Here is a 26239-nt window from a genome sequence, read left to right as displayed (position 1 = left end):
TTGCCTCGCCGCAATTCTGTCTCTTTAATTCATAAATGCGACACCTCCAAGTTTTGCCCCGTGGCGCCCGCTTCCCAGTTGATCAAGCGGCGCTCTACACTGTACCGGTACAGTTGCCGGGGCATTTTCCGGAGGGTATCGCAAAGATATCTGACCCGGTTCTGCTGCTACGGCGCCAGAACTCTAAAAAATACAACAGTAAGAGTGGAGCACTATGACTAAGGCTACTAAGCAGATTTCCAAACTGTTTGCCGCTATGGTTCTGGCCGGGGTTGCCAGCCATTCGTTCGCAGCTGACACCATCAAAATCGGTATCGCCGGTCCTAAAACCGGTCCAGTAGCCCAGTACGGCGACATGCAGTTCAGTGGCGCGAAAATGGCCATCGAGCAGATCAACGCCAAGGGCGGCGTCGACGGCAAGAAACTCGAAGCCGTTGAATACGACGATGCCTGCGATCCGAAACAAGCGGTAGCGGTAGCGAACAAGGTCGTCAACGACGGCGTCAAGTTCGTGGTCGGTCACCTGTGCTCCAGCTCCACCCAGCCAGCTTCGGACATCTACGAAGACGAAGGCGTGATCATGATCACCCCGGCTGCCACCAGCCCGGACATCACCGCCCGTGGCTACAAAATGATTTTCCGCACCATCGGTCTCGACAGCGCCCAAGGTCCTGCCGCCGGCAACTACATCGCCGATCACGTGAAACCGAAAGTGGTTGGCGTGCTGCACGACAAACAGCAGTACGGTGAAGGCATCGCCACCGCCGTGAAATCGACCCTCGAGAAGAAAGGCACCAAGGTTGCTGTCTTCGAAGGCGTCAACGCTGGCGACAAAGACTTCTCGGCGATCATCGCCAAGCTCAAGCAAGCCGGTGTCGATTTCGTCTACTACGGCGGCTACCACCCGGAGCTGGGCCTGATCCTGCGTCAGGCTCAGGAAAAAGGCCTGAAAGCCAAGTTCATGGGTCCGGAAGGCGTGGGTAACGACTCGATCACTCAGATCGCCAAGGACGCGTCCGAAGGTCTGCTGGTGACCCTGCCGAAATCCTTCGACCAGGATCCGGCCAACGTGGCGCTGGCAGATGCGTTCAAAACCAAGAAGGAAGATCCGAGCGGTCCGTTCGTATTCCCGTCCTACTCCGCGGTTGAAGTGATTGCCGCCGGTATCACCGCTGCCAAGTCCGAAGATGCGACCAAAGTGGCTGAAGCCATCCACGCCGGTTCGTTCAAGACCCCGACCGGCGACCTGAGCTTCGACGCCAAGGGCGACCTGAAGGACTTCAAATTTGTCGTGTACGAGTGGCACAACGGCAAACCTAAAACCGAAGTTTCGCCTCAGTAAGGCCTTGCCCGACTGACTGCCAATAAAGCCCACGGCGTGCCGTGGGCTTTGTTTTGCGAATGTAAGGGCCGCGCTGGCGTGATCCGCCAGTCGGCCCCCCTGAAAATCTCAAAACCGTCATCAGCGGTTCGCTGGCAAAACTCGGATTCGAAGTGGATAGAGATCCACGGGGCCGGGCGGGAAAATGACTCCACCAGTGAAATGCGTACAGGTTTTTAGGAGCGCTGTAATGCCTGACCTCTATCACTTCTTCCAACAGCTGGTTAACGGCCTCAACGTTGGCAGCATGTATGCCCTGATCGCCATCGGCTACACGATGGTTTACGGCATCATTGGAATGATCAACTTCGCCCACGGCGAGGTGTACATGATCGGTTCCTACGTGGCGTTCATCGCCATCGCCGGGCTGACCATGATGGGACTCGACAGTGTCCCGCTGTTGATGACCGCGGCGTTCATCGCCAGCATCGTCGTCACCAGTTCCTACGGTTACAGCATCGAACGGATCGCCTACCGCCCCCTGCGCGGCAGCAACCGTCTGATCCCGCTGATTTCTGCCATCGGTATGTCGATCTTCCTGCAGAACACCGTTCTGCTGGCGCAAGACTCCAAGGACAAAGCGATCCCCAACCTGATCCCGGGCAACTTCGCCTTCGGTCCGGGTGGCGCACAAGAAGTGCTGATTTCCTACATGCAGATCGTGGTGTTCGTGGTGACCGTGATCGCCATGCTCGGCCTGACCCTGTTCATCTCTCGTTCCCGCCTGGGTCGCGCCTGCCGCGCCTGTGCCGAGGACATCAAGATGGCCAACCTGCTCGGCATCAACACCAACAACATCATCGCCCTGACGTTCGTCATTGGTGCTGCGCTGGCGGCGGTCGCTGCCGTGTTGCTGAGCATGCAATACGGCGTGATCAACCCGAACGCCGGTTTCCTCGTCGGCCTCAAGGCCTTCACCGCCGCGGTACTGGGTGGCATCGGCAGCATCCCGGGAGCCATGCTCGGCGGCCTGGTGCTGGGTGTAGCGGAAGCGTTCGGTGCCGATATCTTCGGCGACCAGTACAAGGACGTCGTTGCGTTCGGCCTGCTGGTTCTGGTGCTGTTGTTCCGTCCGACCGGCATTCTGGGCCGTCCGGAGGTTGAGAAAGTATGACTAGGAATCTTAAACAGGCACTCTTCAGTGCCTTGCTGGTGTGGGCGGTGGCCTACCCGGTACTCGGTCTGAAACTGACCATCGTCGGCATCAATCTGGAAGTGCACAACACCAGCCCGGCCATCCTCGCGACCATCGCGATCTGCTCGGTGCTGATGTTCCTGCGCGTGCTGTTCAACCAGCAGATCAGCAAAGCCTGGCGCTCCTCGCCGGGCATGCCGCTGATCCCGGCCAAGGCCAGCAACTTCCTGACCCTGCCGACCACCCAGCGCTATTTCATCATTGCGCTGATTCTGATCGCCCTGGTCTGGCCGTTCTTCGGCTCCCGTGGTGCGGTGGATATCGCGACGCTGATCCTGATCTACGTAATGCTCGGCCTGGGCCTGAACATCGTCGTCGGTCTGGCCGGTCTGCTTGACCTCGGTTACGTCGGCTTCTACGCCGTCGGTGCCTACAGCTACGCGCTGCTGTCGCATTACTACGGCCTGAGCTTCTGGATCTGCCTGCCGATTGCCGGCCTGATGGCGGCGACGTTCGGCTTCCTGCTGGGCTTCCCGGTATTGCGTCTGCGTGGCGACTATCTGGCGATCGTGACCTTGGGTTTCGGCGAAATCATCCGGCTGTTCCTGCGTAACCTGACCGATATCACCGGTGGCCCGAACGGCATCAGCAACATCGAAAAACCGACGTTCTTCGGCCTGACCTTCGAGCGTAAAGCGGCTGAAGGCTTGCAGACGTTCCACGAGTATTTCGGCCTGCAATACAACTCGATCAACAAGGTGATCTTCCTTTACCTGGTTGCGTTATTGCTCGCATTGGCCGCGCTGTTCGTGATCAACCGTCTGCTGCGCATGCCGATCGGCCGTGCGTGGGAAGCGCTGCGTGAAGACGAAATCGCTTGCCGTGCGTTGGGCCTGAACCCGACTGTGATCAAGCTCTCCGCGTTCACCCTCGGCGCTGCGTTCGCCGGTTTCGCCGGCAGCTTCTTCGCCGCCCGTCAGGGGCTGGTGACGCCCGAGTCGTTCACCTTCATCGAGTCGGCGATCATTCTTGCCATCGTCGTGTTGGGTGGCATGGGTTCGCAACTGGGTGTGATTCTGGCGGCAATCGTGATGATCCTGTTGCCGGAAATGATGCGTGACTTCAGCGAATACCGCATGTTGATGTTCGGTGCGCTGATGGTGCTGATGATGATCTGGCGTCCACAAGGTCTGCTGCCGATGCAACGCCCACACATGGAGTTGCGCAAATGAGCCGCGAGATCCTTAAAGTCGACAATCTGAGCATGCGCTTCGGCGGCTTGCTCGCGGTCAACGGCGTGGCGCTGACCGTCAAGGAAAAGCAGGTGGTTGCACTGATCGGCCCGAACGGCGCCGGCAAGACCACCGTGTTCAACTGCCTGACCGGTTTCTATCAGCCTACCGGCGGCAGCATCCTCCTCGACGGCGAGCCGATCCAGGGCCTGCCGGGCCACAAGATCGCCCTCAAAGGCGTGGTGCGGACTTTCCAGAACGTGCGTTTGTTCAAGGACATGACCGCGGTCGAGAACCTCTTGATCGCCCAGCACCGTCACTTGAACACCAACTTCCTGTCCGGCCTGTTCAAGACCCCGGCGTTCCGCAAAAGCGAGCGCGAGGCGATGGAATTTGCCGAGTACTGGCTGGAAAAGGTCAACCTCAAAGAGTTCGCCAACCGCACCGCCGGCACCCTCGCCTACGGCCAGCAACGGCGTCTGGAAATCGCCCGCTGCATGATGACCCGCCCGCGGATCCTCATGCTCGACGAACCGGCCGCCGGCCTGAACCCGAAGGAAACCGAAGACCTCAAGGCGCTGATCGGTGTGTTGCGCGAAGAGCACAACGTCACCGTGCTGCTGATCGAGCACGACATGAAACTGGTCATGAGCATTTCCGACCACATCGTCGTGATCAACCAGGGCACACCGCTGGCCGACGGCACACCGGAACAGATCCGCGACAATCCTGAAGTGATCAAAGCCTACCTGGGGGAAGCGTAAATGCTGCAGTTCGAAAACGTTTCCACCTTCTACGGCAAGATCCAGGCGCTGCACAGCGTCAACGTCGAAGTCCGTCAGGGCGAGATCGTCACGCTGATCGGCGCCAACGGTGCCGGCAAATCCACGCTGCTGATGACGCTGTGCGGTTCGCCGCAGGCGCACAGCGGCAGCATTCGCTACATGGGTGAGGAACTGGTCGGCCAGGACTCGTCGCAGATCATGCGCAAGAGCATTGCCGTGGTCCCGGAAGGTCGTCGTGTGTTTGCCCGTCTGACCGTGGAAGAGAACCTGTCGATGGGCGGTTTCTTCACCGACAAGGGCGACTATCAGGAACAGATGGATAAGGTTCTCGGACTTTTCCCACGCCTGAAAGAGCGCTTCAACCAGCGCGGCGGCACCATGTCCGGCGGTGAACAGCAAATGCTCGCCATCGGCCGCGCGCTGATGAGCAAGCCCAAGCTGCTGCTGCTCGACGAGCCATCGCTGGGTCTGGCGCCGATCATCATCCAGCAAATCTTCGACATCATCGAACAGCTGCGCAAGGACGGTGTGACGGTGTTCCTGGTCGAGCAGAACGCCAACCAGGCACTGAAAATCGCCGACCGCGCCTACGTTCTGGAGAACGGCCGCGTGGTCATGCAAGGCACCGGTGAAGCGCTGCTGACCGACCCGAAAGTACGCGAGGCGTATCTCGGCGGTTGAGTGGTATCGCTGGACAAAAAACGGCCTTCGGGCCGTTTTTTTATTTCCTGAGTATCACCAAGCTAACCCTGTGGGAGCGAGCCTGCTCGCGAAAGCGGTGTGACATTCAACATTATGGGTGCCTGACACATCGCCTTCGCGAGCAGGCTCGCTCCCACAGAGATACAGCTGAATCCGACATTTTTTATAAATTTCTCGCTCCGCGTGTAACGCATCCGCCCACCCGTTCTCTAGAGGGACAAGCAAGCGCAAACCGCTTGCAGAAACCCTGATAAAAAACTGGAGAAACATCATGACTGCGACTACCCGTACCCTGTCCGCCACCGCCCTGGTTCTGGCCCTCGGTTCCGCTCTGAGCATCGCCACTGTCTCCACCGCCCAGGCCGCCGATGCCAACATGGAAAAATGCTTCGGCGTGGCCATGAAGGGCAAGAACGATTGCGCCGCAGGTGCCGGGACTACCTGCGCCGGCACGGCGAAAATGGACTATCAGGCCAACGCCTGGAAGCTCGTTCCGAAAGGCACCTGCGCCACCACCGAAAGCAAAACCTCGCCGACCGGTTTCGGTCAGCTCGAAGCCTTCAAAGCCAAGTCCTGATCCACGGCCTGCCTGAGTGACGCCCATGTTCAGTCATCACGAACCGTCCCTGCCGCGCACTCAGGCAGCTCGCACCGAGCTCCCTGCCCGCGCCGGGCTGGGGCTCAAGACCGGGCACTTCCTCGAAGTGCTCGGCTCCGTACCGGACCTCGGTTTCTTCGAGGTCCACGCCGAAAACTACATGGTGGCCGGCGGCCCGTTTCATCATTTCCTCGGTCTGATTCGCGAGCAGTACCCGCTGTCATTGCACGGCGTGGGCCTGTCGATCGGTGGCGAAGGCCCGCTGGACAGCCAGCACCTCAAACGCCTCGCCGAGCTGATCGAGCGCTATCAACCACAAGCCTTTTCCGAACATCTGGCGTGGTCGAGCCACGGCCCGGTGTTCCTCAATGATCTGCTGCCACTGGCCTATGACACGCCGACGCTCAATCGCGTCTGTGCGCACATCGACCAAGTGCAGAACACGCTCAAACGTCCGATGCTGCTGGAAAACCCGGCGACCTATCTGGCGTTTGAGCATTCGAGGATCGACGAGCCCGTGTTCATCGCCGAAGTGATCCGCCGCAGCGGCTGCGGCTTGTTGCTCGACGTCAACAACGTCTACGTGTCGTGCATCAATCATCAGCGTGATCCGCTCGCCTACCTCGACGCACTGCCATTGCACGCGGTCGGCGAGATTCATCTGGCCGGCTTCGCTGAAGATTGTGACAACCTCGGCGATCGTTTGCTGATCGACGATCACGGCGCGCCGATTGATCAGGCCGTCTGGAATCTGTACCGCCGGGTGCTGCAACGGACTGGCCCGATAGCGACGCTGATTGAACGTGATAATCACGTGCCGGCCTTTGACGTATTGCTCGCCGAAGCGCAGCAAGCCGAAAAGCTGTTGCGCCGCGCGGAGCGTGCGGCATGAGTACGCAAGCGGACTTCGCCGCCGCCCTGCTCAATGTGCAACTGCCGTATCCCAAGGGCCTGTGCAGCCGCAATGGCGCTGATCCGTCGCGACGTTTCGCGGTGTACCGCAACAACGTGCAGAGTTCGCTGATCAATGCGCTGGCCGATAGCTACCCGGTGGTGCAGCAGTTGGTCGGTGAGGAATTCTTCCGCGCCATGGCGGCGATTTTCGTACGCGGTCAGCCGCCGCAAAGTCCGTTGATGAGCCGCTACGGCGAAGACTTCGCCGATTTCATCGGGCAATTCGAACCCATCGCCGGGGTGCCCTATGTGGCCGATGTTGCGCGACTCGAGCACTTGCGCACCCTCGCCTACCACGCCGCCGATGCGCAGCCGATCCGGCCGGAGCAAGTCAGCGCCGCGCTGACCGATCCGCAGTCGCTGAGTGCGCTGTGTTTCGAATTGCATCCGTCGCTGCACTTGCTCGATTCAGCCTACGCAGTGGTGGCAATCTGGGCCGCGCATCAGCAGGAGCAAGGTCTGGCGGGAATCGGCCTGAACCAGGGTCAGCACGCTCTGGTGCTGCGCAATGGTCTCGACGTTGAGGTGTTTGCGCTTGAGCCGGGTGCGAGCGTGTTCCTTCATCATCTGCTACAGAGCTCGCCACTGCTCGCGGCGGCAGGGAACAGCCCGCCGTTCGATCTCGCCCAAACCCTCGCCTTACTGATTGCGCATAACGCGATCACCCAGCTCAATTACAAGGAGTTGCCATGAACGCTTTGATCCTGCGCGTCATCGCGCTGTTCGAAAAAATCCCGCACAGCCTGATTGCCTTCATCGCGCGTTTTTCCATTGCTGCGGTGTTCTGGAAATCCGGGCAAACCAAGGTCGAAGGACTGGCCATCGATTTGATTGACGGCAATTTTGAACTGGGCTGGCCGCGATTGGCGGACTCGACGATTCCGCTGTTTCAAAGCGAGTACCACCTGCCGCTGCTGTCGCCGGAAATTGCCGCGCATCTGGCTGCGTTTGCCGAGCATGTGTTTCCGCTGCTGATCCTGCTCGGCCTGGCGACGCGGTTTTCGGCGCTGGCACTGCTCGGCATGACCCTGACTATCCAACTGTTCGTCTACCCGGATGCCTACCCGACCCATGGCACCTGGGCGGCGGTGTTGCTGTACCTGATGGCGACCGGGCCGGGCAAGTTGTCGATCGATCACCTGTTTGCCCGCCGTTTCGCAAAATAAGATCCCCCTGTGGGAGCGAGCCTGCTCGCGAAAGCGGTGTGTCATTCAACATCGGTATCGACTGATACTGACGCATTCGCGAGCAGGCTCGCTCCCACAGGGAAATCACATCAGCGCTGGAGTCGATCCAGCGCCTCGCCACTGCGCTTGAACCAGCCCATCAAATAATCCGCCAACACCTGCGTGCGTTTCGGCAATCCCCCCTGATACGGGTGTACCAGATACATCGGCATCCGTCGTGTCTGGTAATCGCGCAGCAGCCAGCGCAAGCGGCCGTCAGCCAATTCGGTTTGCAGCAGATACGACGGCAAACGGGCGATGCCGGCACCGGACAGCGCTGCTTTCTTCAACAGGCTGTAGTGATTGCTGGCAAACGGACCCGAAACCCGCACCCGCAACAACTCGTGCTGCTGGTGATACAGCCATTCTTCGCGGCCGCTGTAATGGCTGTTGAGCAGACAACGATGCTCGGCCAAGGCATGCGGCGTCGCCGGCACGCCGAAGCGCTCGAGGTAGGCCGGGCTGGCGCAGGTCATTTCGTGCCACGCCAACAGCGGCTTGGCCACCAGCCGATCGTCATTGGCCACTTCGGCTCGAATCGCCAGATCAAAGCCATCGCGGGCCAGATCGCGATAGCTGTTGTTCAGCTCCAACTCGATCTGCACCTCCGGATATTGCCCGGAAAACTCCAGCAACAAGCCATCGAAGAAGGTCTCGCCGAGCGAAACCGGAACCGTCATGCGTACGGGGCCGGCCATGTCGTCCTTCAAACGTGCCAAAGCCTGCCGCGCGCGTTCGACTTGAGCCACCAGCGCCTGCGCCTGCGGCAGCAGCGCCGCCCCCGCCGCCGTCAGGCTCAAGCGCCGGGTGGTGCGTTGTAGCAAGACCACACTGAATTGCGCTTCGAGCTGGCTGATGCGCTTGGACAACTGGCCCTTGCTGCAGCCCAACTGTTGCGCGGCCACGGTAAAACTGCCGGCCTCGATCAGCACGGCAAACGCAGCAAGGTCATCCATTTCGCTCATTGATTGTTTCCATTTGAAAACCAAAGGTTGCCTATTAGTGCGCTTATCCGCGGAAAAAACCACCCTACACTGAAACCTCATTCACTCACTTGGGGTACAGCTCGATGAAGATTCTGTTGATAGGCGCCGGCGGCACCATCGGTTCGGCGGTGGACAAAGAATTGTCGCAACGCCACGAGGTCATTCGTATCGGCCGCAACAGCGGTGACTTGCAAGTGGATATCAGCGACAGCGCGTCGATCCGCAAGCTGTTCGAACAGACCGGCAAGTTCGATGCCTTAATCTGCGCGGCGGGCAACGTGACGTTTGCAGCGCTGGACGAGATGACTGGGGACAGCTTCGCCCTCGGTCTGAAAGACAAGCTGATGGGCCAGGTCAATCTGCTGCTGATCGGCCGCGAGTTCGCCAATGACGGCGCCTCATTCACCTTTACCACCGGCGTACTCAGCCACGACCCGATTCGCAGCGGCGCCTCGGCAGCGCTGGTCAACGGCGCCCTCGACAGCTTCGTCCGCGCCGCCGCCATCGAACTGCCGCGTGGCCTGCGGGTGAACTCGGTGAGCCCGACCGTGCTGACCGAAGCCCTGGGCAAATACGCGCCCTACTTCCGTGGCTTCAAGTCGGTTCCTGCAGCGGAAGTGGCATTGGCCTACGCGAAAAGTGTCGAAGGCCTGCAAACCGGTCAGACATTTCACGTGGGTTAAGGCCCTTGTGATGAACGGTCAGGCTGCGTAACGTGGCAGCACTTGTCTGGAGAGCCAAAGATGCGTGTTGCCCGTTCGATCGTCCTCGTTGCCCTGCTGCCGTTGTTTGCCGCCTGCCAGTTGTTCGACGGCCAGCGTGAAAGTGTTTCCCATGCAGGACAGACGCGAATGCAGGGGCAACTGACTGCTGCCGACGGCAAACTGGTGTTCCAGCCGTGCCAGGATCAGCGGCAACTGGTGGTCAACGACATGGGCGGGACCAGCGTCCTGCAAGAGGCCGCCACCCTGGCCGACGAGCAGGGCAAGCTGTTTGCCGATGTGCGCGGCAAGGTCTCCGGCGATCGTCTCGACCTCGGCCAGTTGTATCGTGTAGAACGCTCGGGCACGGCCTGCGATGACCCGAATTTCAAACTGCTGATCCTGCGCGCCGCCGGCCATGCCCCGGAGTGGAACGTCAAGGTCAGCGGCAAAGGCATGGTCATCGAGCGCGACGGCCAGCCGCCGCTGGCCGTGCCGTATGTGGAAGAACAACTGGGCGACGGCCGCTTCAATCTCAGCAGCGAAGCCAACAACCAGCGCATTGAATTGTGGGTCGCGCCACAGCGCTGCGTCGACAGCAGCACCGGCAGCGTGCAGCACATGAGCGCCGAGTTGCGCATCGACGGTCAGGTGCAGCGCGGCTGCGGCTATTTCGGCGGCGCACGCAACGACTGATCGTTTTTCCCCCACGGATCCGCTCGCGGCGGCTTATAATCGCCGCCTTCAAACGCCTTGGCGCAGTTGTGCGCCCCGCGAATCCGGATCCCCGCCATGTTACGAATCACTGAACTCAAGCTGCCAATCGACCATCCCCAAGAAGACCTGCGCGCCGCCATCGTGCAGCGTCTGGGCATCGCCAGCGATGATCTGCTCGATTTCACCTTGTTCAAGCGCAGCTATGACGCGCGCAAAAAGTCCTCCGAACTGTGCTTCATCTACACCATCGACCTCAACGTACGCGACGAGGCCCGGGTGTTGGGCAAGTTCGCCGACGACCGTAACGTCAATGTGGCACCGGATGTCAGCTATAAATTCGTCGGTCAGGCCCCGAGCGATCTCGGCCAGCGGCCGATCGTCGTCGGTTTCGGCCCGTGCGGCATCTTCGCCGGTCTGCTGCTGGCGCAAATGGGCTTCAAACCGATCATTCTCGAGCGCGGCACCGAAGTCCGTCAGCGCACCAAGGACACCTGGGGCCTTTGGCGCAAAAGCGTGCTCAACCCCGAGTCCAACGTGCAGTTCGGCGAGGGTGGCGCGGGTACGTTCTCCGACGGCAAGCTGTACAGCCAGATCAAGGACCCGAAATTCCTCGGCCGCAAAGTCCTGCACGAGTTCGTCAAGGCCGGCGCGCCGGAAGAAATCCTCTACGTCAGCAAGCCGCACATCGGTACGTTCCGCCTGACCGGTATGGTCGAAAACATGCGCGAGCAGATCCGCGAACTGGGCGGTGAAGTGCGCTTCGAGGAGCGCGTCAGCGACGTGCTGATCGAAAACGGCCAACTGGTCGGCGTGCAGCTGGCCAGCGGCGAAACCCTGCATTCCAGACACGTGGTCCTGGCCCTCGGCCACAGCGCCCGCGACACCTTCCGCATGCTCCACAGCCGTGGCGTGTTCATGGAAGCCAAGCCGTTCTCGGTGGGTTTCCGCATCGAGCACCCTCAATCGCTGATCGACCGCGCGCGTCTGGGCAAATACGCCGGCCACCCGAAACTTGGCGCTGCCGATTACAAACTGGTGCACCACGCCAAGAACGGCCGTTCGGTGTACAGCTTCTGCATGTGCCCGGGCGGCACTGTGGTCGCGGCGACGTCGGAACCGAATCGCGTTGTCACCAATGGCATGAGCCAGTACTCGCGTAACGAGCGTAATGCCAACTCCGGCATCGTCGTCGGCATCACCCCGGAAGTCGACTATCCGGGCGGCCCGCTCGCCGGTATCGAGTTGCAGGAGCGCCTGGAATCCCACGCGTTCATCCTTGGCGGCAGCGACTACAAGGCCCCGGCGCAACTGGTTGGCGACTTCATCAACGGCAAGCCGTCGACCGAGCTGGGCGAAGTCGAGCCTTCGTACAAGCCGGGCGTCGCGCTGGGCGATCTGGCGCTGGCGCTGCCGGACTTTGCCATTGAGGCGATCCGTGAAGCCTTGCCGGCGTTCGAGAAGCAGATTCGCGGTTATTCGCTGCACGACGCGGTGCTGACGGGAATCGAGACGCGCACTTCGTCGCCGCTGCGCATCACGCGCAACGAGTCGCTGCAGAGCATGAACGTCAAAGGCCTGTTCCCGGCCGGTGAAGGCGCGGGCTACGCCGGCGGAATTCTCTCGGCGGGTGTCGACGGGATTCGCATTGCCGAGGCGGTGGCGCGGGATATCCTCGGTCTCACTGACTAATCAGCATTAGCTGACACAACACACCCCCTGTGGGAGCGGGCTTGCTCGCGAAAGCGTCGTTTCAGTCGATTCGTTTATCGCCTGACACACCGCCTTCGCGAGCAAGCCCGCTCCCACATTTGATTGGGGTGTGTCAGATATTCGCGCGCAGCACCGAGGTCGGCAGCGCCTCCCCGCGCTCGGCACTCGCCGCCACTGCTGCAATCAACTCACCCAGTTCGTAACCCTGCGCTTTCAACCATTCCTGGTCGTAATAAGTGTCGGCATAACGCTCGCCGCCATCGCACAGGATCGCCACGATCGATCCCGACTGCCCCGCCGCTTTCATCTGCTGCGCCGCCATCAGCGCACCGATCAGATTGGTCCCGCTCGACCCGCCGACATGCCGCCCCAAACGCTGCGCCAGATAATGCATGGCCGCCAGCGACAAGGCGTCCGGCACCTTGACCATCGCATCGATCACCTTGGGCAGGAACGACGCTTCCACCCGCGGCCGGCCAATGCCCTCGATGCGCGAACCGCAGTCCAGGCGCAGGCTGGCATCTCCGGTCTGGTAAAAATCGAAGAACACCGAACGCTCGGCATCGGCACACAACACGCGGGTGCAGTGCTGGCGATAGCGCACGTAGCGACCGAGGGTCGCGGTGGTGCCGCCGGTGCCGGGGCTGGAAATCAGCCACGTCGGTTCAGGGTGTTTTTCGTAGCGCATCTGCTGGAAGATCGACTCGGCGATGTTGTTGTTCGCTCGCCAGTCGGTGGCGCGTTCAGCGTAAGTGAACTGATCGATGAAGTGACCGCCATGCTCGCGGGCCAGGCGCTCGGATTCGGCGTAGATCTGCGTCGGATCCTGCACCAGATGGCTCTGCCCGCCGTAAAAGGCAATCTGGGCAATCTTCTCTTTCGAGGTGGTCGCCGGCATCACCGCGATAAACGGCAAACCGAGCATGCGCGCGAAATACGCTTCGGAGATCGCCGTCGAGCCGCTGGACGCTTCGATCACCGGCGCGCCGGGTTTCAGCCAGCCGTTGCACAGCGCGTAAAGGAACAGCGAGCGGGCCAGGCGGTGCTTGAGGCTGCCGGTCGGGTGGCTGGATTCGTCCTTGAAATACAACTCGATGCCAGCAAAACCGGGCAGCGGCAAAGGGATCAGGTGGGTGTCGGCGCTGCGCTGGAAGTCCGCCTCGATGATGCGGATGGCTTCGCGGGCCCACTGTCGGTTGTCGCTCATGGTTTCGGTTCTCGTTGAATCAGCCAGAAGATCGGTCTTCTGAAAAGGTCTGCCCCAAGCTTAGGAAAAATCCCGCAGGCGGCAAAGGTACAGCTGAGTCTCAATGTGTCAGGCAACTGCTAGGCTCAGTGCTGCCCGAGCCAGACAGCCTGTAACGACATATAACAAAAAAGAATATAACTTTTGTTTTAACAACTAACGGTACGGGTTAGGGTGTTTCACCTTTTTCTTGATTCGATGGAGAGCGACCTTGCCTCTGCGTAGCACTTTCACGCGTTTCTTTCAGTTGGAAGCCGCCAGCGGTCTGCTATTGATCGCCGCAGCCATTCTCGCGCTGATCATCAACAACTCACCGCTGTCGTGGCTGTATACCGGCCTGCTCGACACCCCTGTGGTGGCGCAGATCGGTGCGTTGAAAATCGCCAAACCCCTGCTGCTGTGGATCAATGACGGCCTGATGGCGATGTTCTTTCTGCTGATCGGTCTGGAAGTGAAACGCGAAGTGCTCGACGGTCAACTGTCCAAGCCCTCGCAGATCGTCCTGCCCGGCGCAGCAGCGATCGGCGGCATGCTGGTGCCGGCGCTGATCTACTGGTTCCTCAACCGCGACAACCCCGCCGCCCTGAGTGGCTGGGCCATTCCGACCGCCACCGACATTGCCTTCGCCCTCGGCGTATTGGCCCTGCTCGGCAAACGCGTGCCGGTGTCGCTGAAACTGTTCCTGATGACCCTGGCGATCATCGATGACCTCGGCGCCATCGTCATCATCGCAATCTTCTATTCCGGCGAACTCTCGACCCTGTCCCTTGGCCTGGCGGCTGCGTGCATTGCCGCGCTGGTGGCGATGAACCGGCTCGGCGTGGTCAAACTCGGCCCTTACATGATCATCGGCCTGATCCTCTGGGTCTGCGTGCTCAAGAGCGGTGTCCACGCGACACTGGCCGGCGTGACCCTGGCTTTCTGCATTCCCCTGCGCACGAAAAACGCCGAGTCGTCGCCGCTGCTGACCCTCGAACACGCGCTGCACCCCTGGGTCGCCTACGGCATCCTGCCGCTGTTCGCCTTCGCCAACGCCGGCCTGTCGCTGAGCGGCGTCACCGTCGAAAGCTTCACCCACGACGTACCGATGGGCATCGCCATCGGCCTGCTGCTGGGCAAGACCGTCGGCGTGTTCGGCCTGACCTGGCTGGCGGTCAAGATCGGCATCGCCGCCCTGCCCCAAGGCGCCAACTGGGGCCAGGTCCTCGGCGTGGCAATTCTCTGCGGCATCGGCTTCACCATGAGCCTGTTCGTCGGCTCGCTGGCCTTCGAACCCGGCGTGAGTGATTACGCCGGCATGGATCGCATGGGCATCCTCACCGGCTCGATCCTCGCGGCGGTGATTGGTTATGCGGTGACGGCGGCGGCGAGTCGCAAGAATTCACAACTGCAATAATCCTTGTGGCGAGGGAGCTTGACCCCTCGCCGCAAATTTATCGCCTCACAGTTACGCAGCGAACAATCCCCACGTCATTAGCGACCCGTCCTACAGCCACGCTTTCCCCGCTTCGATAACGTCGTGCAGCCCCTTTTTCGAGGGGCTCTCGATGGTGAACTAAGGCAAGATCAGTGGCGCGGAACAAGGGCATTCCCCGGGTGCAAAACCCGCCGCAGGGCGACGGACATCACGTTAGCTGGCGGTATATGACGGCGGCAGAACTGGCCGAGCGCGAAGCCGGGCAAAACGCTTACGACGCGATGCTGGCGCGGCAGGAGGCGTTCGAGCGCAGCCGGGAAGTGGCTGCGAAAAAACCTGAAGCCGTGCGTGCCGGCTGTGTATTCGCCAAGTCCTGCAAATTGCCGGACGCAATCATCGATTACGCCAACCCTTCCGGCATGGTGCCGACCGACAGCCTGAAGGATTACGGCGAGCTGATCCTGCTCGGCGCTCGCGAAGCCGACCCAAACGGCGGCATTCCTCTCAATAAAATCAGCGCCAACGCCATCCCGGTCGGGTTCGGCAGTATGGCCCTGGCAGGCTCGGCTTTTGAAGCGCTGCCGGCGCTCGTATCGAGCGCAGCTGCTGCGCCTTTGGTGGGCCTGGTTGCGCTTTTGATGCCATCCAGCCTGGGCGACAGCGCGCTCTACACCGATGAGCAACTAAGCACACTCAAACAAGCCCGAACCCGCGTGCGCCTGCGCGTCGAGCAACAGGCCGATGGCAGCCTCAAGGGTTACGGTTTCTACACCGGTAAGAACCGCGATTGGGAAATGGTCGATGTCGTGCAGTTCACTGCACGCGGCGACCGGTTCGTTGCGGATCTGGGTGAAGGCGTCGAACTGCTCTGGACCCCGGCGGTGGATGGCTCGGACATTCTCGGCATTCCAGCGCTGGAGGCTGCCCCGCAGGCACCGCATATCTGGGTCTATCCACCGACGAAAGCGGCGGACGGGATACTGGTGAATCCGGTTTATCCGCCGGAGTACAAAGACTTTATTTTGGTGTTTCCGGCCGGATCTAGTATTAAACCGGTCTACATCGTCATCAGTACTCGCGCTGGGGATCACGAATATCATCCGCCGCCTGACATACTGCCGGCTTTTCCCGATGCCAGAATCGTCGGCCGTAAAACAGTAGTCCAAGGCGGTGGTTCAAAACGCAAAAGATGGAAAACCGCCAAAGGGCATATTCTTGAATGGGACTCCATGCACGGAACGATTGAAAAATATGATCCTCGGGGAAACCACATCGGGGAATTCGATCCAGCGACTGGTGAGCCCACGTCTACAAAAAAGAATAAAAACTCGAAGAAAGGAAAAAACGGAGCGTTGAGCCTTGAGATTTTTGATAGAAGCTTTTGATAAGCAGACTGATTACCAAGTATCGGTAACCGAAATACCCAAAGAGCATGCAGAGCACATTAAGTCGATTATGGGTTGGACGACCAAGCAGCAAGGGTGGGAAGGCTACGATTTGAATCAGAAACAAGTTCAAGCCTTTGAAAAACTGATGCAGATATCAATCGCAGATTCACGCTATTACTTTCAACTGACATGTAACGGCCCCGATTAGCCGTAAGCGAGCAATGTGAAGAACAACATCAAAGTATCTGCGAGGAAGAAATGGGTCTGGTATTGAGGCTGGAGTGGTACGACACAGCAACCCTAGAAATTCAGGGCGAGGAATCGTCAAAAGATCTGGGGGACGATGAATCAGTTTTGAATGCTCTGAGTATTCCGGTGGAAGGCAACATCAATAATGGCGGCTTCAACGTCATCGAAAAGTGGGTAACTAGCATTCAGCCGTACTTTCAACATCACATCACACTCCATACCTGCGACTACCAGATTTCGTTCGATTACAGTTAAATAACCGGGATGAGTTCTTCATGCGCTTTCTTTCGATTACCGGATTCTTTACTGACGAAGTCCAAGATGACTCCTTGCAATTCGAGCTGGATATCACAGGCAGCGAGATAAATGAAAAAGTGGCTCAGCTCATTGAATCCAAGCCCTTGGATGAGGTGGAACCCGGCGAGCTGTTGTTGACTCAGGATCAGGTAACCGCATTGGAAAACCTGCTCAACGTCAGTTTTCCAAAGGGCCTCGAATACTTCATGGGCACCTGCGCCACCTACTGAATGAACAATTCACAAGCAAAGAAAACCCCGACCAGTCACCTGATCGGGGTTTTCTTTTACCCAGCTTCCCGCTTAGTGCGAAACGCGGCTGGTTCCGCCAACGGTGGAGATCCGTACCCGCTCGCCAACGCGGAATACTTCATTCTCCTGAACCTGCTGCACATAGGCGCGCATGCTGCCGTCGTCTTCGCGGACGGTGATTTCCACACCTTGGGTGCGGGTCAGGCCTTCTTCGGTGGCCGAGCCAAGCAGGCCGCCGGCCACTGCGCCGATGACCGCAGCCACAATGCTGCCCTTGCCGCCGCCGATGGCGCTACCGCCGACGCCGCCGACCACTGCGCCTGCTGCGCCGCCGATCGGGGTCTTGGTGCCTTCGATTTTTACCGGTCGCAGGGATTCGATGGTGCCCATGCGAATCGTCTGCACACGACGCGCTTCGTCACGGGAGTAGGAGTCGCCAGTGAGGCTCGATTGGCAGCCGGTCAGCAACATCGCCATCGTCGAAAAGGAAGCAACCAGCAGAACAGACTTACGCATAGCATCAACTCCAAAAGAACATGTGTTCATTAAACCCCGTGGCCTGGCGCCTGTCACGACACCATCCGGATAAAATTGGCTTCCATTCAGGCCTGGTACAGATGCCCGCGAGCGTCCACTCAAGGTAGCGTCAAATCAGCGATCCTGCGCCATCCGCGTTTATCTCGCTCGGTAGACTGCTCAGGGTGCCAGTCGTTCCAGAATCCACTCGGTGCCCTGGAGGCGGTAGTTCAGGCGATCGTGCAGGCGGCTCGGACGGCCCTGCCAGAACTCGATGCGCTCGGGCAACAAGCGGTAACCACCCCAATGTTCCGGGCAGTGCGGCTGGCTGTCACTGAAGCGCTGCTCCGTGGCCTTGAGCAAATCTTCCAGCTCGCTACGGCCGTTGATGACCCGGCTCTGCGGCGAGGCCCAGGCGCCGAGGCGACTGCCCAGCGGCCGCACTTGATAATAAGCATCGGACTCCTGCGGCGTAACCTTCACCACCCGCCCTTCGATGCGCACCTGGCGCTCCAGTGTTGGCCAGAAGAAAGTCATGGCGGCAAACGGATTGGCCGCCAGATGCTGGCCCTTGGCGCTGTCGTAGTTGGTGAAGAAGGTGAAGCCCTGCTCGTCCAGGCCCTTGAGCAACAGAATGCGGCAATGCGGACGACCGTCGGCATCGACCGTGGCCAAGGTCATGGCGTTGGCTTCGACCGGCGCCTGCTCGGTTTTCACCGCATCGGCGAACCACTGGTGAAACAGCGCAAACGGCTCGGCCGGGGCTTGCGCCTCGGTCAAACCGTCACGGGTGTAGTCGCGACGCATATCGGCCAGAGCCTGGGTCATGGCGGATTCCTTTTCGTTAGCGGATCACTTCTTGGCGGCGTCGGCTGCGGCGACTTTCTTGTCGGTCGCGGCGGCTTTGGCTGGCGCAGTCTTTTTCGCCGGAGTCTTGGCCGGCGCCTTTTTCGCTGGAGCCTTGGCGGCAGCTTTTTTGGCTGGCGCTTTTTTCGCCGCCGGGGCGGCAGCTTTCTTGGCGGCAGGCGCTGGGGTGGCGGGTTTGGCCACTGGCTTGACGTCTTGCGCAGCAACCATCGTCACCGGCTTCGGCGCTGGCATGTTGTATTTGCTCAGCAGCGCAACCATGGTGTTTTGCGGCGTTACCAGCAGTTCGACACGACGGTTCAAGGCGCGGCCTTCAACGCTGTCGTTGGCCGCACGCGGCGCTTCGGAACCCATGCCGCGCAGCATCAGACGGTCGCGCTGCAAGCCGCTGAGGCGGAAGATCGCTGCAACCGATTGTGCACGTTCCTGGCTCAGCTTGATGTTGGCCGGCGCCGCACCGCTGGTATCGCTGTGACCGAGCACCAGCACCGCGGTTTTCGGGTCGGCTTCAAGGATTTTCGCCACGCGAGTGAACGGGCCAAGGGTGACCGGCAGCAGCATCGCCGGGCGGTCCGGGTTGAACGAGCCTTCAACCGGTGCCGTTACCACCAGCACATTGTCGCGGCGTTCGAGTTGCAGGTTGCTGTCCTTCACCGCTTCACGCAGACGCGGCTCGTAGTCGTCGAGCCAGGCTTGAGTGACCTTCGGATCCGGCATAGGCACGGCTTTGGCGGTTGGCTGGTCCTTGCCGCCGAACGGCCACCACCATTTGCCGTTGGACTGCGCCTCGGCTTTGGCCACTTCGACCGGTTTGGCTTCAGGTTTGACCTCGGCCTTCAGATCAGCCTTGACCGCTTCATCGCTGGAACCGAACGGCCAGTACCACGGGTTGCTGCTCTCAGCCTTGGCCACTGGCGCAGTCGCCGCTGGTTTCAAAGGAGCCGGAGCCGGTGCCGGATCTTTGGCCGCGACTTTGTCGGAAGAACCGAACGGCCACCAACTGCCGCCGTCTGCATCGTTTTTCGGGTTCTGTGCGCAACCGGTGATCGCTACACACAGGGCCAGGGCGAGGGTCTTTTTAGATGACATTGAAAATCCACAAAATGAAGTAATGAAAAATCAGAGCACTTTCGCCCGGATAAACAGCCGTTTTGAAACGAAAATCCCTTCGAGGTTCCGACCCTGGAACCTTTGTTGAAGCTTTACAGACAAGTGGCAAGCACCCGCGCCAGCTTTTGCGCGCGCGGATCCATCAAAACGTAAGGCCCCAGGGTATTTGTCACGAAACCGAAAGCCACATCGTGCTCAGGATCAGCAAAACCGATCGAGCCGCCCGCTCCCGGATGGCCGAACGCGCGCGGGCCGAGGCCGTAGGTGGCGTTGGGCACGTCCGGTTGATCGAGCATGCAGCCGAGGCCGAAGCGAGTGCGGGTGAGCAAAGTCTTGTCGTCGCCGAGGCTGTGCTCGCGGGTCAGCTCTTCGAGCATCTCGCTCTCGAGCAGGCTGCCATCGAGCAGGCCGGCATAGAACCCGGCGAGACTGCGCGCGTTGCCGTGGCCGTTGGCCGCCGGTTGCTGCATGCGTCGCCATTCCGGCTTGTTGGTGCTGGTCAGCACGGACGGCGGATTGGTGAAAGCGCGGGTGGTCATGGCCGTCGGTTCGCGCATGGTCACTTGCAGCAGGCGCTGAGCCGCAGCGTCGCCGGCGTTGCCCTTGCCACGGGCGATGTGCGCCACGCGATGAAACTCTTCGTCGGCCAGGCCCACATGGAAATCCAGGCCCAACGGCTTAGCGACCCGAGCGACGATCGACTCGCCCGGCCCACGACCGTCGGCGCGGCGCAGCAATTCGCCGACCAGCCAGCCGTAGGTGATCGCGGCATAACCGTGACCGGTGCCGGGCGTCCACCATGGGGCTTCGGCCGCAAGGGCGTCGACCATGGTTTGCCAGTCGTACAGGGCTTCAGAGGCGAGCAGTTCGCGCAGGGCCGGCAGGCCGGCCTGATGGCAGAGCAATTGGCGCAGGGTGACGAATTCTTTGCCGGCGGCGGCGAACTCCGGCCAGTAGCGGGCAACCGGGGCGTCGAGTTGCAACTTGCCTTCGGCCACCAGTTGCAGCGCGGTAACGGCGGTAAAGGTCTTGGTGCATGAGAACAGGTTGGCGATGGTGTCGCTGTGCCAGGCTTCGGCGCCGTCCTTGTCGGCAGTACCGGACCAGAGGTCGAGAACGGTTTCTCCACCGACCTTGATGCACAGGGCTGCGCCGCGTTCCTGGGGATCGTCGAACAGTGCGGCGAAAGCCTCGCGCACCGCTTCGAATTGAAGCTCGTAATGTCCCTGAATCTGCACCCGCAACTCCCCCGCGAAAACGCTCTACAAAGTGGCCCGCATTGTTCCAGCCCTTGAGGGATTTGGGAACAGGCGCGGGCCAGACGGTTGATCGGCAATTTATGGTGATCCCTTCGCGAGCAGGCTCGCTCCTACACTGGATCTCAACAGCAGCGGAGATCCCCTGTGGGAGCGAGCCTGCTCGCGAAGAACGATAACGCGATCTGAAACCTAGTGACCATTCCCCGAATGCCCACCCGCCTGTGCAGCCCCCGGCGCTTTGCCAGCCTCGGCCTTGCGCCCGCCTTCAACTTCCGCCGCCGGGGTTTTCTGCGCCTCCTTGCCCAGTTGCTCGAGCGCCTGCAGATTGCTTTTGCGCACTGCCTCGACAAAACCCTGATAAGGCAGATCGGTCACCCCGACCAGACCGAAATGGCCGTTCTCGCCGTCGAGCAAACGCCCGGTCACCGGTTGGTCGAGATACTGGAACCAGTGCACGCCGACAATCGACGGTTCGCTCAGCGCCTGTTTGAGGAAGTTGGCATAGGCCGGGCCGCGATCTTCTTCCTTGGCGAGTTGCGTCACGCCGCCCCAGAACGGGCCCCGGTCAGCTGAGCCGAAGTTGAATTCGGTGATCAGCAGCGGTTTGTCCAGCGCTGCCAGCGCGGCGAAGTCGTAGCCGTCCTGCGGCTTGAGCGTGTACATGTTGAAGCTCAACACATCGCAATACTGCGCGCAGGACGCCACGGCCTCAGGCGTGCTGATAGCGAAGCGGCCGCCAAGCAGCATCTGGTTCGGCGCGTGCCATTTCAGCGAATCGGAAATGGTCTTGAAATAGGTATCGGCGAAGACCTTCTGGAAGTATTTGAAATCCGCTTCGATCTCCGGATGCTCCGGGTTTGGCAGCGGCGGCACGAAGCCAGGGTCTTCCATCAATTCCCATGCCGGCAACTCGATGCCCCAGGCCTTGGACAGCCCGGCCTGATTGCGGTACTTGTCGCGCAATTGCTTGAGAAAGGCGCGCTTGGCCGGCACGTCGGTGGTCATTTTCAACGTGCCGTAGGCCAACGCGTAACGAGCCTTCGGATCGTCGCCAGGGCCGGCCCAGGCCAGTTCGTTGTCGGCGTAATAACCGATCAGCCAAGGATCATCACGGTGATCGCGGGCTGCAATGGCCACGGCACGCTCGGTGGCCATGGCGAAACGCGGATCGAACGGATCCGGCATGCCGCCCCACCAATCGCTGCCCGTACTGATACTGGCGTAATCGCCGACGATCGACAGCGGCAAGGTGTACGGCACGCGCTCAGCATCCGCCAGCGACGGCGCGCTCCAGTTGCCCACCGTGTTGAAGCCCCAGGCTTGCAGCCGATCGAGGGTATGCCGGGTCCAGCGTTCTTCATCCATTGTGTCTTTGCACGGAGTGGTTTGCGCGCTGGAGGCTTGCACCGCGTCAGTCTGCGCCGCTTCGGCAATACCCGATTTCGGCTCGACAGGCACCGCTGCAGTCTCAGCAGCCTGCACCGAACCGGCCTCAGCCGCGCCCGCCTTCGCCGCCTCGGCAATCCCGGCCTTATTGTCACTGTCCGGTTTGCACGGTTCGCCGTACAGGCGTTGCAGATTGGCGCCATAGAAGTCGTACCAGCGGCCGTTGCCGTAGCCACGGCCCTGATCGGCACCGTTGCCGCCACGGTTGTCGCCCTCGCCGAAATGGGCGGCCAGGGGGTCGTCGTTCTTCGGCAACGATTCGAACATGTACTCACGACCAGCGACGTAGGTCTGGTTGACTTGCGGGCTGACGGTGTTGACGCCCAGCGAATAGAACGGGTGGCCTTCAGGGGTCACCAGATACCAGCGGCCGTCACGTTTTTCCGTGCGAAAGAAACCGCTGGCCTTGAACGCCGGGCCTTTATTCCAGCCGCCAAATTTGTCCAGCGAGGACTTTTCGCGCTCGGCCAGCCAACTGTTCAGTTGTTGCTGCTCTTTGCTGGCGGCGTTTTTCAGTTGCTCGTCGCTGCTGACTTTTTCCGGCCATTTGCTGCGGGTCGATTGTCCGTAAACGTCGACCAGATTGCCGTACACCGCCTTCGTCACCGATTCGCCGTCCTGCACGCCGAACCGCTCAAGCAACAGGCTCTGCGCAACGTTCGGCTGATCCATCGACAGGCTCACCGAAACCACTTGGCTGCGGTCGATCTCGCCGGTGCTGCTGGCCAGCAGAATGCGTTGGCCATCGACAGTCATCGGCATCGGCGGCCCGGCTTTCATGCCCTGGCTCAGCGGCGTCGAAGCCACCAGCGGCACCAGCAAGGTCTGCGCGGGGCCGGCCGGCAGATCGACGCGGCTGACCAGGGTGCGGCCATCGTTGCTCTGGATCTGCACATAGACCGTCACCGCCCAGTTCATCGCACTTTGCAGACGCAAACTCATCATGCCGGACTGCGACCAGTCCCAGGCGCCAGTCTGGGGGTCAGGCGCAAGGTCGGCCGGGCGACCGGGTTGAACGTCACCCGGCGCAGCACTTCGCCTTCCGCGGTCTGTTCGGCATTGGCCTGCGGCAAGTCGGCGTTTTCCGTGACGACCTTGACCACGTCGGCCGGGCGTACGAAGTTGAACAGCGTCTGCTGACCGGCGGGCGCGGCCAGCAGCGGCGCGGCAAAGATCAAGGCGAAAACAGCGGGCAACGAACGGCGGATCATAAGAACGGAGTTCTCCCTAACGACCAGTCAAGGCCAGTGGAACAGCGGTGGCAGAGAGATAGACAACGCGGTGGGCCAATCGGCCCACCCGAGTCTCAGGATATTTCACGACGGAAAGGCGGCAACGCATTGAGGATCGCCTTGCCGTAGCGCTGAGTGACCAGACGCCGGTCGAGCAAAGTGATGGTGCCGCGGTCTTCTTCGGTACGCAGCAGACGGCCGCAGGCCTGAACCAGTTTCAGCGAGGCATCGGGCACAGAGATTTCCATGAACGGATTGCCGCCGCGCGCCTCGATCCACTCCGACAACGCGGCCTCAACCGGATCATCGGGCACCGAGAACGGAATCTTGGCGATCACCACGTGCTCGCAGTAGGCACCCGGCAAATCGACCCCCTCGGCGAAACTGGCCAGCCCGAACAGCACGCTGGAATCACCGCCATCGACCCGCGCCTTGTGCTTGTTCAGGGTTTCCTGTTTCGACAGATTGCCTTGAATGAACACTTGCTTGCGCCAATCGCGGTCGAGGCCGTCGAATACGTCCTGCATCTGCTTGCGCGAGGAGAACAGCACCAGCGTGCCGCGCGACCCTTCGACCAGATCGGGCAGCTCGCGAATGATCGCCGCCGTGTGGGCGGCGGCATCGCGCGGGTCGGCCTTCAGGTCTGGCACGCGCAGCACGCCGGCATCGGCATGGTGGAACGGGCTCGGCACCACCGCCGTGACAGCCTTTTTCGGCAGACCGGCGCGCATGCGGAAACGGTCGAAAGTGCCCAGCGCCGTCAGCGTCGCCGAGGTCACCAGGCAACCGTACGCGACGTTCCACAAACTGCGACGCAAGGTTTCCGCCGCCAGAATCGGGCTGGCGTTGACCTCGATGTCGAACAGCGAACCGCTTTCGGCCAGGGTCAGCCAGCGCGCCATCGGCGGGCTGTCTTCCGGGTCTTCGGCGGTGAACGCGGTCCACAATTCCCAGTTGCCGGAAGCGCGGGACAACAGGCTGCCGAACAACGGATACCACTCTTCGGCCTGATTGCTGGCGATGCCGATATTGACCTCGCCATCCATGCCTTCCTTGAGCAGGTCGGTCAGGCGCTGGAACAGGTCGTTAAGGCGCGAATAGCCTTTTTTCAGCTCGATGCCCATCTCGCGCATGTCCTCGGGAATCACCCCGCCGACAAAGCGATGACGCGGGCGCTCGCGGCCTTCGACGTCTTCGCCGGGTTTGAAATCGGCGATCTGCTCGCAGGCGGTGAACATGAACTGCTGCTGGGTCTTGATCTCCCGCGCCAGCTCCGGCACCTGCTCAATCAGCTTGCCGAGATCGCCCGGCAGCGGATGCTGCGCGAGCAGTTTGGTGAGGTTCTTGGCGGTGGTCTCCAGCCAGTCGGCGGTGGAGCGCAAGCGCGTGTAATGAGCGAAGTGGCCGATGGCCTTGTCCGGCAAATGGTGACCTTCGTCGAACACGTAAATGGTGTCGCGCGGGTCCGGCAGCACGGCGCCGCCGCCCAGTGCCAGGTCAGCCAGGACCATGTCGTGGTTGGTGACGATTACATCGACCTTGCCCATGCCTTCGCGGGCCTTGTAGAAGGCGCACTGGCCGAAGTTCGGGCAATGACGATTAGTGCACTGGCTGTGATCGGTGGTCAGGCGCGCCCAGTCGGCGTCTTCCAGCGCGTTCGGCCAGCTGTCGCGGTCGCCGTCCCATTTATTGCCGGCGAGCTTTTCGATCATGCTGGTGAACAGCTTCTGACTGGCCTCGTCGACTTCGATCTTGAAGCCTTCTTCCTCGAACAGTTGCGCGGTGGCGGTTTGCGCGTGGCCTTCCTGCAACAGCATGTCGAGCTTGGACAGGCACATGTAGCGGCCACGGCCCTTGGCCAGGGCGAAACTGAAATTCAGCCCGCTGTTGCGCATCAGGTCAGGCAAGTCCTTGTAGACGATCTGCTCTTGCAGGGCGACGGTCGCGGTGGCAATTACCAGACGCTTGCCGGCCAGTTTCGCCGTAGGGATCGCCGCCAGGCTGTACGCCACCGTCTTGCCGGTACCGGTGCCGGCTTCCACCGCGACAATCGCGGGGTCGCCACTGCGCCGGCCTTCATCGTCGGTATCGATATCCCCGAGGACCTTGGCGATTTCGGCGATCATCAGGCGCTGGCCGTAACGCGGCTTGAGGCTCTTGGCCTCTAGAAAACGCGAGTAGGCGCCCTGGATCGTGGTTTTGAGTTCAGTGCTGATCATTGAGTGTCGGGCGCAAAAACGCTGGATAAATTTTCAGTGGTTTGATTCGGCGGCTATCATACCTGCCTAATCGATCCTGCGCAGAACGGAGTGCCCGAATGACACCTTTTAGCCTCGTTTACCCCCTGCATGTCCTTGCCGCTCTGGTGTGGGTCGGCGGCATGTTTTTCGCCTGGATGGTCTTGCGCCCTGCGGCTGTGAAGGCGCTGGACGGCCCCGCTCGCCTGACCCTGTGGGTGGAAGTGTTTCAAGGTTTTTTCCGTTGGGTCTGGGTCGCGGTGATCCTGTTGCCGATCAGCGGCGTGGGCATGTTGCATCTGCAGCAGGTCGGCTTCGAGACCGCGCCGAAGTATGTGCAGGTGATGATCGGTTTGTATGTGGTGATGACGGCGCTGTTCATCCGCATTCAGGGGTTGATGCTACCGGAGTTACGCACGGCGGTTGAGGCGAAGGATTGGCCGGCGGGTGCGGCAGTGCTGGGGCGGATTCGTCGGGTGGTGGGGCTTAATCTGCTGGTCGGCTTGGTGCTGGTGGCGGTAGCGGCGGCGAGACCGATGCTCTGAATCGCACTATTTTTCTGCTGTGAACACAGTTGTGGCGAGGGGATTTATCCCC

The 26239-nt window shown here is 60.7% G+C and carries 25 protein-coding genes and 1 pseudogene; 18 read left to right on the top strand and 8 right to left on the bottom strand.

Going from position 1 to position 26239, the window contains the following annotated elements; translation table 11 throughout:
* Positions 1 to 214: 214 nt before the first annotated feature.
* The 9 genes from ACZZZ4_RS15110 to ACZZZ4_RS15070 all read left to right on the top strand — a co-directional run bounded on the left by ACZZZ4_RS15110 (position 215) and on the right by ACZZZ4_RS15070 (position 7953).
* Positions 215 to 1342 (top strand): branched-chain amino acid ABC transporter substrate-binding protein, encoded by a 1128-nt coding sequence (locus tag ACZZZ4_RS15110; RefSeq protein ID WP_463548130.1) that lies wholly within the window; start codon positions 215 to 217, stop codon positions 1340 to 1342.
* 229 nt (positions 1343 to 1571) lie between these two features.
* Entirely contained in the window at positions 1572 to 2495 is a 924-nt protein-coding gene (gene livH / locus ACZZZ4_RS15105) for a high-affinity branched-chain amino acid ABC transporter permease LivH (protein WP_129998843.1), read from the top strand.
* A complete protein-coding gene (locus ACZZZ4_RS15100; protein WP_463548129.1) occupies positions 2492 to 3748 on the top strand; it encodes a high-affinity branched-chain amino acid ABC transporter permease LivM in 1257 nt (418 codons plus the stop codon). The genes livH and ACZZZ4_RS15100 overlap by 4 nt, the downstream gene beginning before the upstream one ends.
* Positions 3745 to 4512, top strand: a complete 768-nt coding sequence (livG, locus tag ACZZZ4_RS15095; protein WP_101158400.1) for a high-affinity branched-chain amino acid ABC transporter ATP-binding protein LivG — start codon at positions 3745 to 3747, stop codon at positions 4510 to 4512. Before ACZZZ4_RS15100 ends, livG begins: the two co-directional genes overlap by 4 nt.
* Positions 4513 to 5214 (top strand): ABC transporter ATP-binding protein, encoded by a 702-nt coding sequence (locus tag ACZZZ4_RS15090; RefSeq protein ID WP_003222380.1) that lies wholly within the window; start codon positions 4513 to 4515, stop codon positions 5212 to 5214.
* Between the two features lie 292 nt (positions 5215 to 5506).
* Complete coding sequence (locus tag ACZZZ4_RS15085; RefSeq protein WP_016771358.1) at positions 5507 to 5812, top strand: BufA1 family periplasmic bufferin-type metallophore; 306 nt, start codon at positions 5507 to 5509, stop codon at positions 5810 to 5812.
* Positions 5813 to 5837: 25 nt separating this feature from the next.
* Positions 5838 to 6725: an MNIO family bufferin maturase gene (bufB, locus tag ACZZZ4_RS15080; protein WP_463548128.1), complete on the top strand. Its 888-nt coding sequence runs from the start codon at positions 5838 to 5840 to the stop codon at positions 6723 to 6725.
* Entirely contained in the window at positions 6722 to 7480 is a 759-nt protein-coding gene (locus tag ACZZZ4_RS15075; RefSeq protein ID WP_463548127.1) for an HvfC/BufC N-terminal domain-containing protein, read from the top strand. Before bufB ends, ACZZZ4_RS15075 begins: the two co-directional genes overlap by 4 nt.
* Positions 7477 to 7953 (top strand): DoxX family protein, encoded by a 477-nt coding sequence (locus ACZZZ4_RS15070; RefSeq protein ID WP_129998841.1) that lies wholly within the window; start codon positions 7477 to 7479, stop codon positions 7951 to 7953. The genes ACZZZ4_RS15075 and ACZZZ4_RS15070 overlap by 4 nt, the downstream gene beginning before the upstream one ends.
* Before the next feature lie 110 nt (positions 7954 to 8063).
* On the opposite strand, the gene ACZZZ4_RS15065 is transcribed toward ACZZZ4_RS15070, so the two are convergent.
* Entirely contained in the window at positions 8064 to 8978 is a 915-nt protein-coding gene (locus ACZZZ4_RS15065) for a LysR family transcriptional regulator (RefSeq protein ID WP_463548126.1), read from the bottom strand.
* A gap of 104 nt (positions 8979 to 9082) precedes the next feature.
* On the opposite strand from ACZZZ4_RS15065, the gene ACZZZ4_RS15060 reads away from it, so the two are divergent.
* The 3 genes from ACZZZ4_RS15060 to ACZZZ4_RS15050 all read left to right on the top strand — a co-directional run bounded on the left by ACZZZ4_RS15060 (position 9083) and on the right by ACZZZ4_RS15050 (position 12106).
* Positions 9083 to 9682 carry a short chain dehydrogenase gene (locus ACZZZ4_RS15060; RefSeq protein ID WP_039762641.1) on the top strand — a complete coding sequence of 200 codons (600 nt, stop codon included), beginning with the start codon at positions 9083 to 9085 and terminating at the stop codon, positions 9680 to 9682.
* 60 nt (positions 9683 to 9742) lie between these two features.
* Positions 9743 to 10396 (top strand): COG3650 family protein, encoded by a 654-nt coding sequence (locus ACZZZ4_RS15055; RefSeq protein WP_463548125.1) that lies wholly within the window; start codon positions 9743 to 9745, stop codon positions 10394 to 10396.
* Between the two features lie 96 nt (positions 10397 to 10492).
* On the top strand, positions 10493 to 12106 hold the full coding sequence (locus tag ACZZZ4_RS15050) for an NAD(P)/FAD-dependent oxidoreductase (protein WP_463548124.1): 1614 nt from the start codon (positions 10493 to 10495) through the stop codon (positions 12104 to 12106).
* A 133-nt stretch (positions 12107 to 12239) separates the two neighbouring features.
* Here ACZZZ4_RS15050 and ACZZZ4_RS15045 read toward each other — a convergent pair whose 3' ends face one another.
* Positions 12240 to 13334: a PLP-dependent cysteine synthase family protein gene (locus tag ACZZZ4_RS15045; protein WP_073475880.1), complete on the bottom strand. Its 1095-nt coding sequence runs from the start codon at positions 13332 to 13334 to the stop codon at positions 12240 to 12242.
* Between the two features lie 250 nt (positions 13335 to 13584).
* Between ACZZZ4_RS15045 and nhaA the strand changes: the two genes are divergently transcribed.
* From nhaA to ACZZZ4_RS15020, 5 genes are all read left to right on the top strand, one after another.
* Complete coding sequence (gene nhaA / locus ACZZZ4_RS15040; protein WP_463548123.1) at positions 13585 to 14769, top strand: Na+/H+ antiporter NhaA; 1185 nt, start codon at positions 13585 to 13587, stop codon at positions 14767 to 14769.
* Between the two features lie 173 nt (positions 14770 to 14942).
* Positions 14943 to 16175 carry an S-type pyocin domain-containing protein gene (locus ACZZZ4_RS15035; protein WP_463548122.1) on the top strand — a complete coding sequence of 411 codons (1233 nt, stop codon included), beginning with the start codon at positions 14943 to 14945 and terminating at the stop codon, positions 16173 to 16175.
* Positions 16150 to 16386, top strand: coding sequence for a DUF7683 domain-containing protein (locus tag ACZZZ4_RS15030; RefSeq protein ID WP_039762632.1), 237 nt, complete (start codon positions 16150 to 16152; stop codon positions 16384 to 16386). The genes ACZZZ4_RS15035 and ACZZZ4_RS15030 overlap by 26 nt, the downstream gene beginning before the upstream one ends.
* Positions 16387 to 16436: 50 nt before the next feature.
* Positions 16437 to 16682 carry a colicin E3-like toxin immunity protein gene (locus tag ACZZZ4_RS15025; protein WP_463548121.1) on the top strand — a complete coding sequence of 82 codons (246 nt, stop codon included), beginning with the start codon at positions 16437 to 16439 and terminating at the stop codon, positions 16680 to 16682.
* A 20-nt stretch (positions 16683 to 16702) separates the two neighbouring features.
* Positions 16703 to 16954, top strand: coding sequence for a pyocin S6 family toxin immunity protein (locus tag ACZZZ4_RS15020; RefSeq protein ID WP_463548120.1), 252 nt, complete (start codon positions 16703 to 16705; stop codon positions 16952 to 16954).
* A gap of 72 nt (positions 16955 to 17026) precedes the next feature.
* Here ACZZZ4_RS15020 and ACZZZ4_RS15015 read toward each other — a convergent pair whose 3' ends face one another.
* The 6 genes and pseudogenes from ACZZZ4_RS15015 to dinG form a co-directional block, all read right to left on the bottom strand.
* A complete protein-coding gene (locus ACZZZ4_RS15015) occupies positions 17027 to 17491 on the bottom strand; it encodes an outer membrane lipoprotein (protein ID WP_016771369.1) in 465 nt (154 codons plus the stop codon).
* Between the two features lie 180 nt (positions 17492 to 17671).
* A complete protein-coding gene (pdxH, locus tag ACZZZ4_RS15010) occupies positions 17672 to 18319 on the bottom strand; it encodes a pyridoxamine 5'-phosphate oxidase (RefSeq protein WP_463548119.1) in 648 nt (215 codons plus the stop codon).
* Between the two features lie 24 nt (positions 18320 to 18343).
* Positions 18344 to 19447, bottom strand: coding sequence for an OmpA family protein (locus ACZZZ4_RS15005; RefSeq protein ID WP_039762626.1), 1104 nt, complete (start codon positions 19445 to 19447; stop codon positions 18344 to 18346).
* A 113-nt stretch (positions 19448 to 19560) separates the two neighbouring features.
* Entirely contained in the window at positions 19561 to 20706 is a 1146-nt protein-coding gene (locus ACZZZ4_RS15000) for a serine hydrolase domain-containing protein (RefSeq protein WP_463548118.1), read from the bottom strand.
* 210 nt (positions 20707 to 20916) lie between these two features.
* Positions 20917 to 23384, bottom strand: a pseudogene (locus tag ACZZZ4_RS14995) (beta-galactosidase).
* Positions 23385 to 23479: 95 nt separating this feature from the next.
* The gene (dinG, locus tag ACZZZ4_RS14990) at positions 23480 to 25624 is read right to left on the bottom strand and encodes an ATP-dependent DNA helicase DinG (RefSeq protein WP_024011911.1); all 2145 of its coding nucleotides are present in this window, start codon (positions 25622 to 25624) and stop codon (positions 23480 to 23482) included.
* A gap of 98 nt (positions 25625 to 25722) precedes the next feature.
* Here dinG and ACZZZ4_RS14985 point away from each other — a divergent pair, with 98 nt between their 5' ends.
* A complete protein-coding gene (locus tag ACZZZ4_RS14985; protein ID WP_129998833.1) occupies positions 25723 to 26187 on the top strand; it encodes a CopD family protein in 465 nt (154 codons plus the stop codon).
* Positions 26188 to 26239: the final 52 nt, after the last annotated feature.

The organism is Pseudomonas sp. AC252 (assembly GCF_979258105.1).
This window is presented reverse-complemented; position numbering and strand designations above follow the sequence as displayed.

What these genes read in the sequence shown, in the direction of transcription:
- ACZZZ4_RS15110 (WP_463548130.1), top strand. Translation starts at nt 215, where the DNA reads ATGACTAAGGCTACTAAGCAGATTTCCAAACTGTTTGCCGCTATGGTT.
- livH (WP_129998843.1), top strand. Translation starts at nt 1,572, where the DNA reads ATGCCTGACCTCTATCACTTCTTCCAACAGCTGGTTAACGGCCTCAAC.
- ACZZZ4_RS15100 (WP_463548129.1), top strand. Translation starts at nt 2,492, where the DNA reads ATGACTAGGAATCTTAAACAGGCACTCTTCAGTGCCTTGCTGGTGTGG.
- livG (WP_101158400.1), top strand. Translation starts at nt 3,745, where the DNA reads ATGAGCCGCGAGATCCTTAAAGTCGACAATCTGAGCATGCGCTTCGGC.
- ACZZZ4_RS15090 (WP_003222380.1), top strand. Translation starts at nt 4,513, where the DNA reads ATGCTGCAGTTCGAAAACGTTTCCACCTTCTACGGCAAGATCCAGGCG.
- ACZZZ4_RS15085 (WP_016771358.1), top strand. Translation starts at nt 5,507, where the DNA reads ATGACTGCGACTACCCGTACCCTGTCCGCCACCGCCCTGGTTCTGGCC.
- bufB (WP_463548128.1), top strand. Translation starts at nt 5,838, where the DNA reads ATGTTCAGTCATCACGAACCGTCCCTGCCGCGCACTCAGGCAGCTCGC.
- ACZZZ4_RS15075 (WP_463548127.1), top strand. Translation starts at nt 6,722, where the DNA reads ATGAGTACGCAAGCGGACTTCGCCGCCGCCCTGCTCAATGTGCAACTG.
- ACZZZ4_RS15070 (WP_129998841.1), top strand. Translation starts at nt 7,477, where the DNA reads ATGAACGCTTTGATCCTGCGCGTCATCGCGCTGTTCGAAAAAATCCCG.
- ACZZZ4_RS15065 (WP_463548126.1), bottom strand. Translation starts at nt 8,978, where the DNA reads ATGAGCGAAATGGATGACCTTGCTGCGTTTGCCGTGCTGATCGAGGCC.
- ACZZZ4_RS15060 (WP_039762641.1), top strand. Translation starts at nt 9,083, where the DNA reads ATGAAGATTCTGTTGATAGGCGCCGGCGGCACCATCGGTTCGGCGGTG.
- ACZZZ4_RS15055 (WP_463548125.1), top strand. Translation starts at nt 9,743, where the DNA reads ATGCGTGTTGCCCGTTCGATCGTCCTCGTTGCCCTGCTGCCGTTGTTT.
- ACZZZ4_RS15050 (WP_463548124.1), top strand. Translation starts at nt 10,493, where the DNA reads ATGTTACGAATCACTGAACTCAAGCTGCCAATCGACCATCCCCAAGAA.
- ACZZZ4_RS15045 (WP_073475880.1), bottom strand. Translation starts at nt 13,334, where the DNA reads ATGAGCGACAACCGACAGTGGGCCCGCGAAGCCATCCGCATCATCGAG.
- ACZZZ4_RS15025 (WP_463548121.1), top strand. Translation starts at nt 16,437, where the DNA reads ATGGGTCTGGTATTGAGGCTGGAGTGGTACGACACAGCAACCCTAGAA.
- ACZZZ4_RS15020 (WP_463548120.1), top strand. Translation starts at nt 16,703, where the DNA reads ATGCGCTTTCTTTCGATTACCGGATTCTTTACTGACGAAGTCCAAGAT.
- ACZZZ4_RS15015 (WP_016771369.1), bottom strand. Translation starts at nt 17,491, where the DNA reads ATGCGTAAGTCTGTTCTGCTGGTTGCTTCCTTTTCGACGATGGCGATG.
- pdxH (WP_463548119.1), bottom strand. Translation starts at nt 18,319, where the DNA reads ATGACCCAGGCTCTGGCCGATATGCGTCGCGACTACACCCGTGACGGT.
- ACZZZ4_RS15005 (WP_039762626.1), bottom strand. Translation starts at nt 19,447, where the DNA reads ATGTCATCTAAAAAGACCCTCGCCCTGGCCCTGTGTGTAGCGATCACC.
- dinG (WP_024011911.1), bottom strand. Translation starts at nt 25,624, where the DNA reads ATGATCAGCACTGAACTCAAAACCACGATCCAGGGCGCCTACTCGCGT.
- ACZZZ4_RS14985 (WP_129998833.1), top strand. Translation starts at nt 25,723, where the DNA reads ATGACACCTTTTAGCCTCGTTTACCCCCTGCATGTCCTTGCCGCTCTG.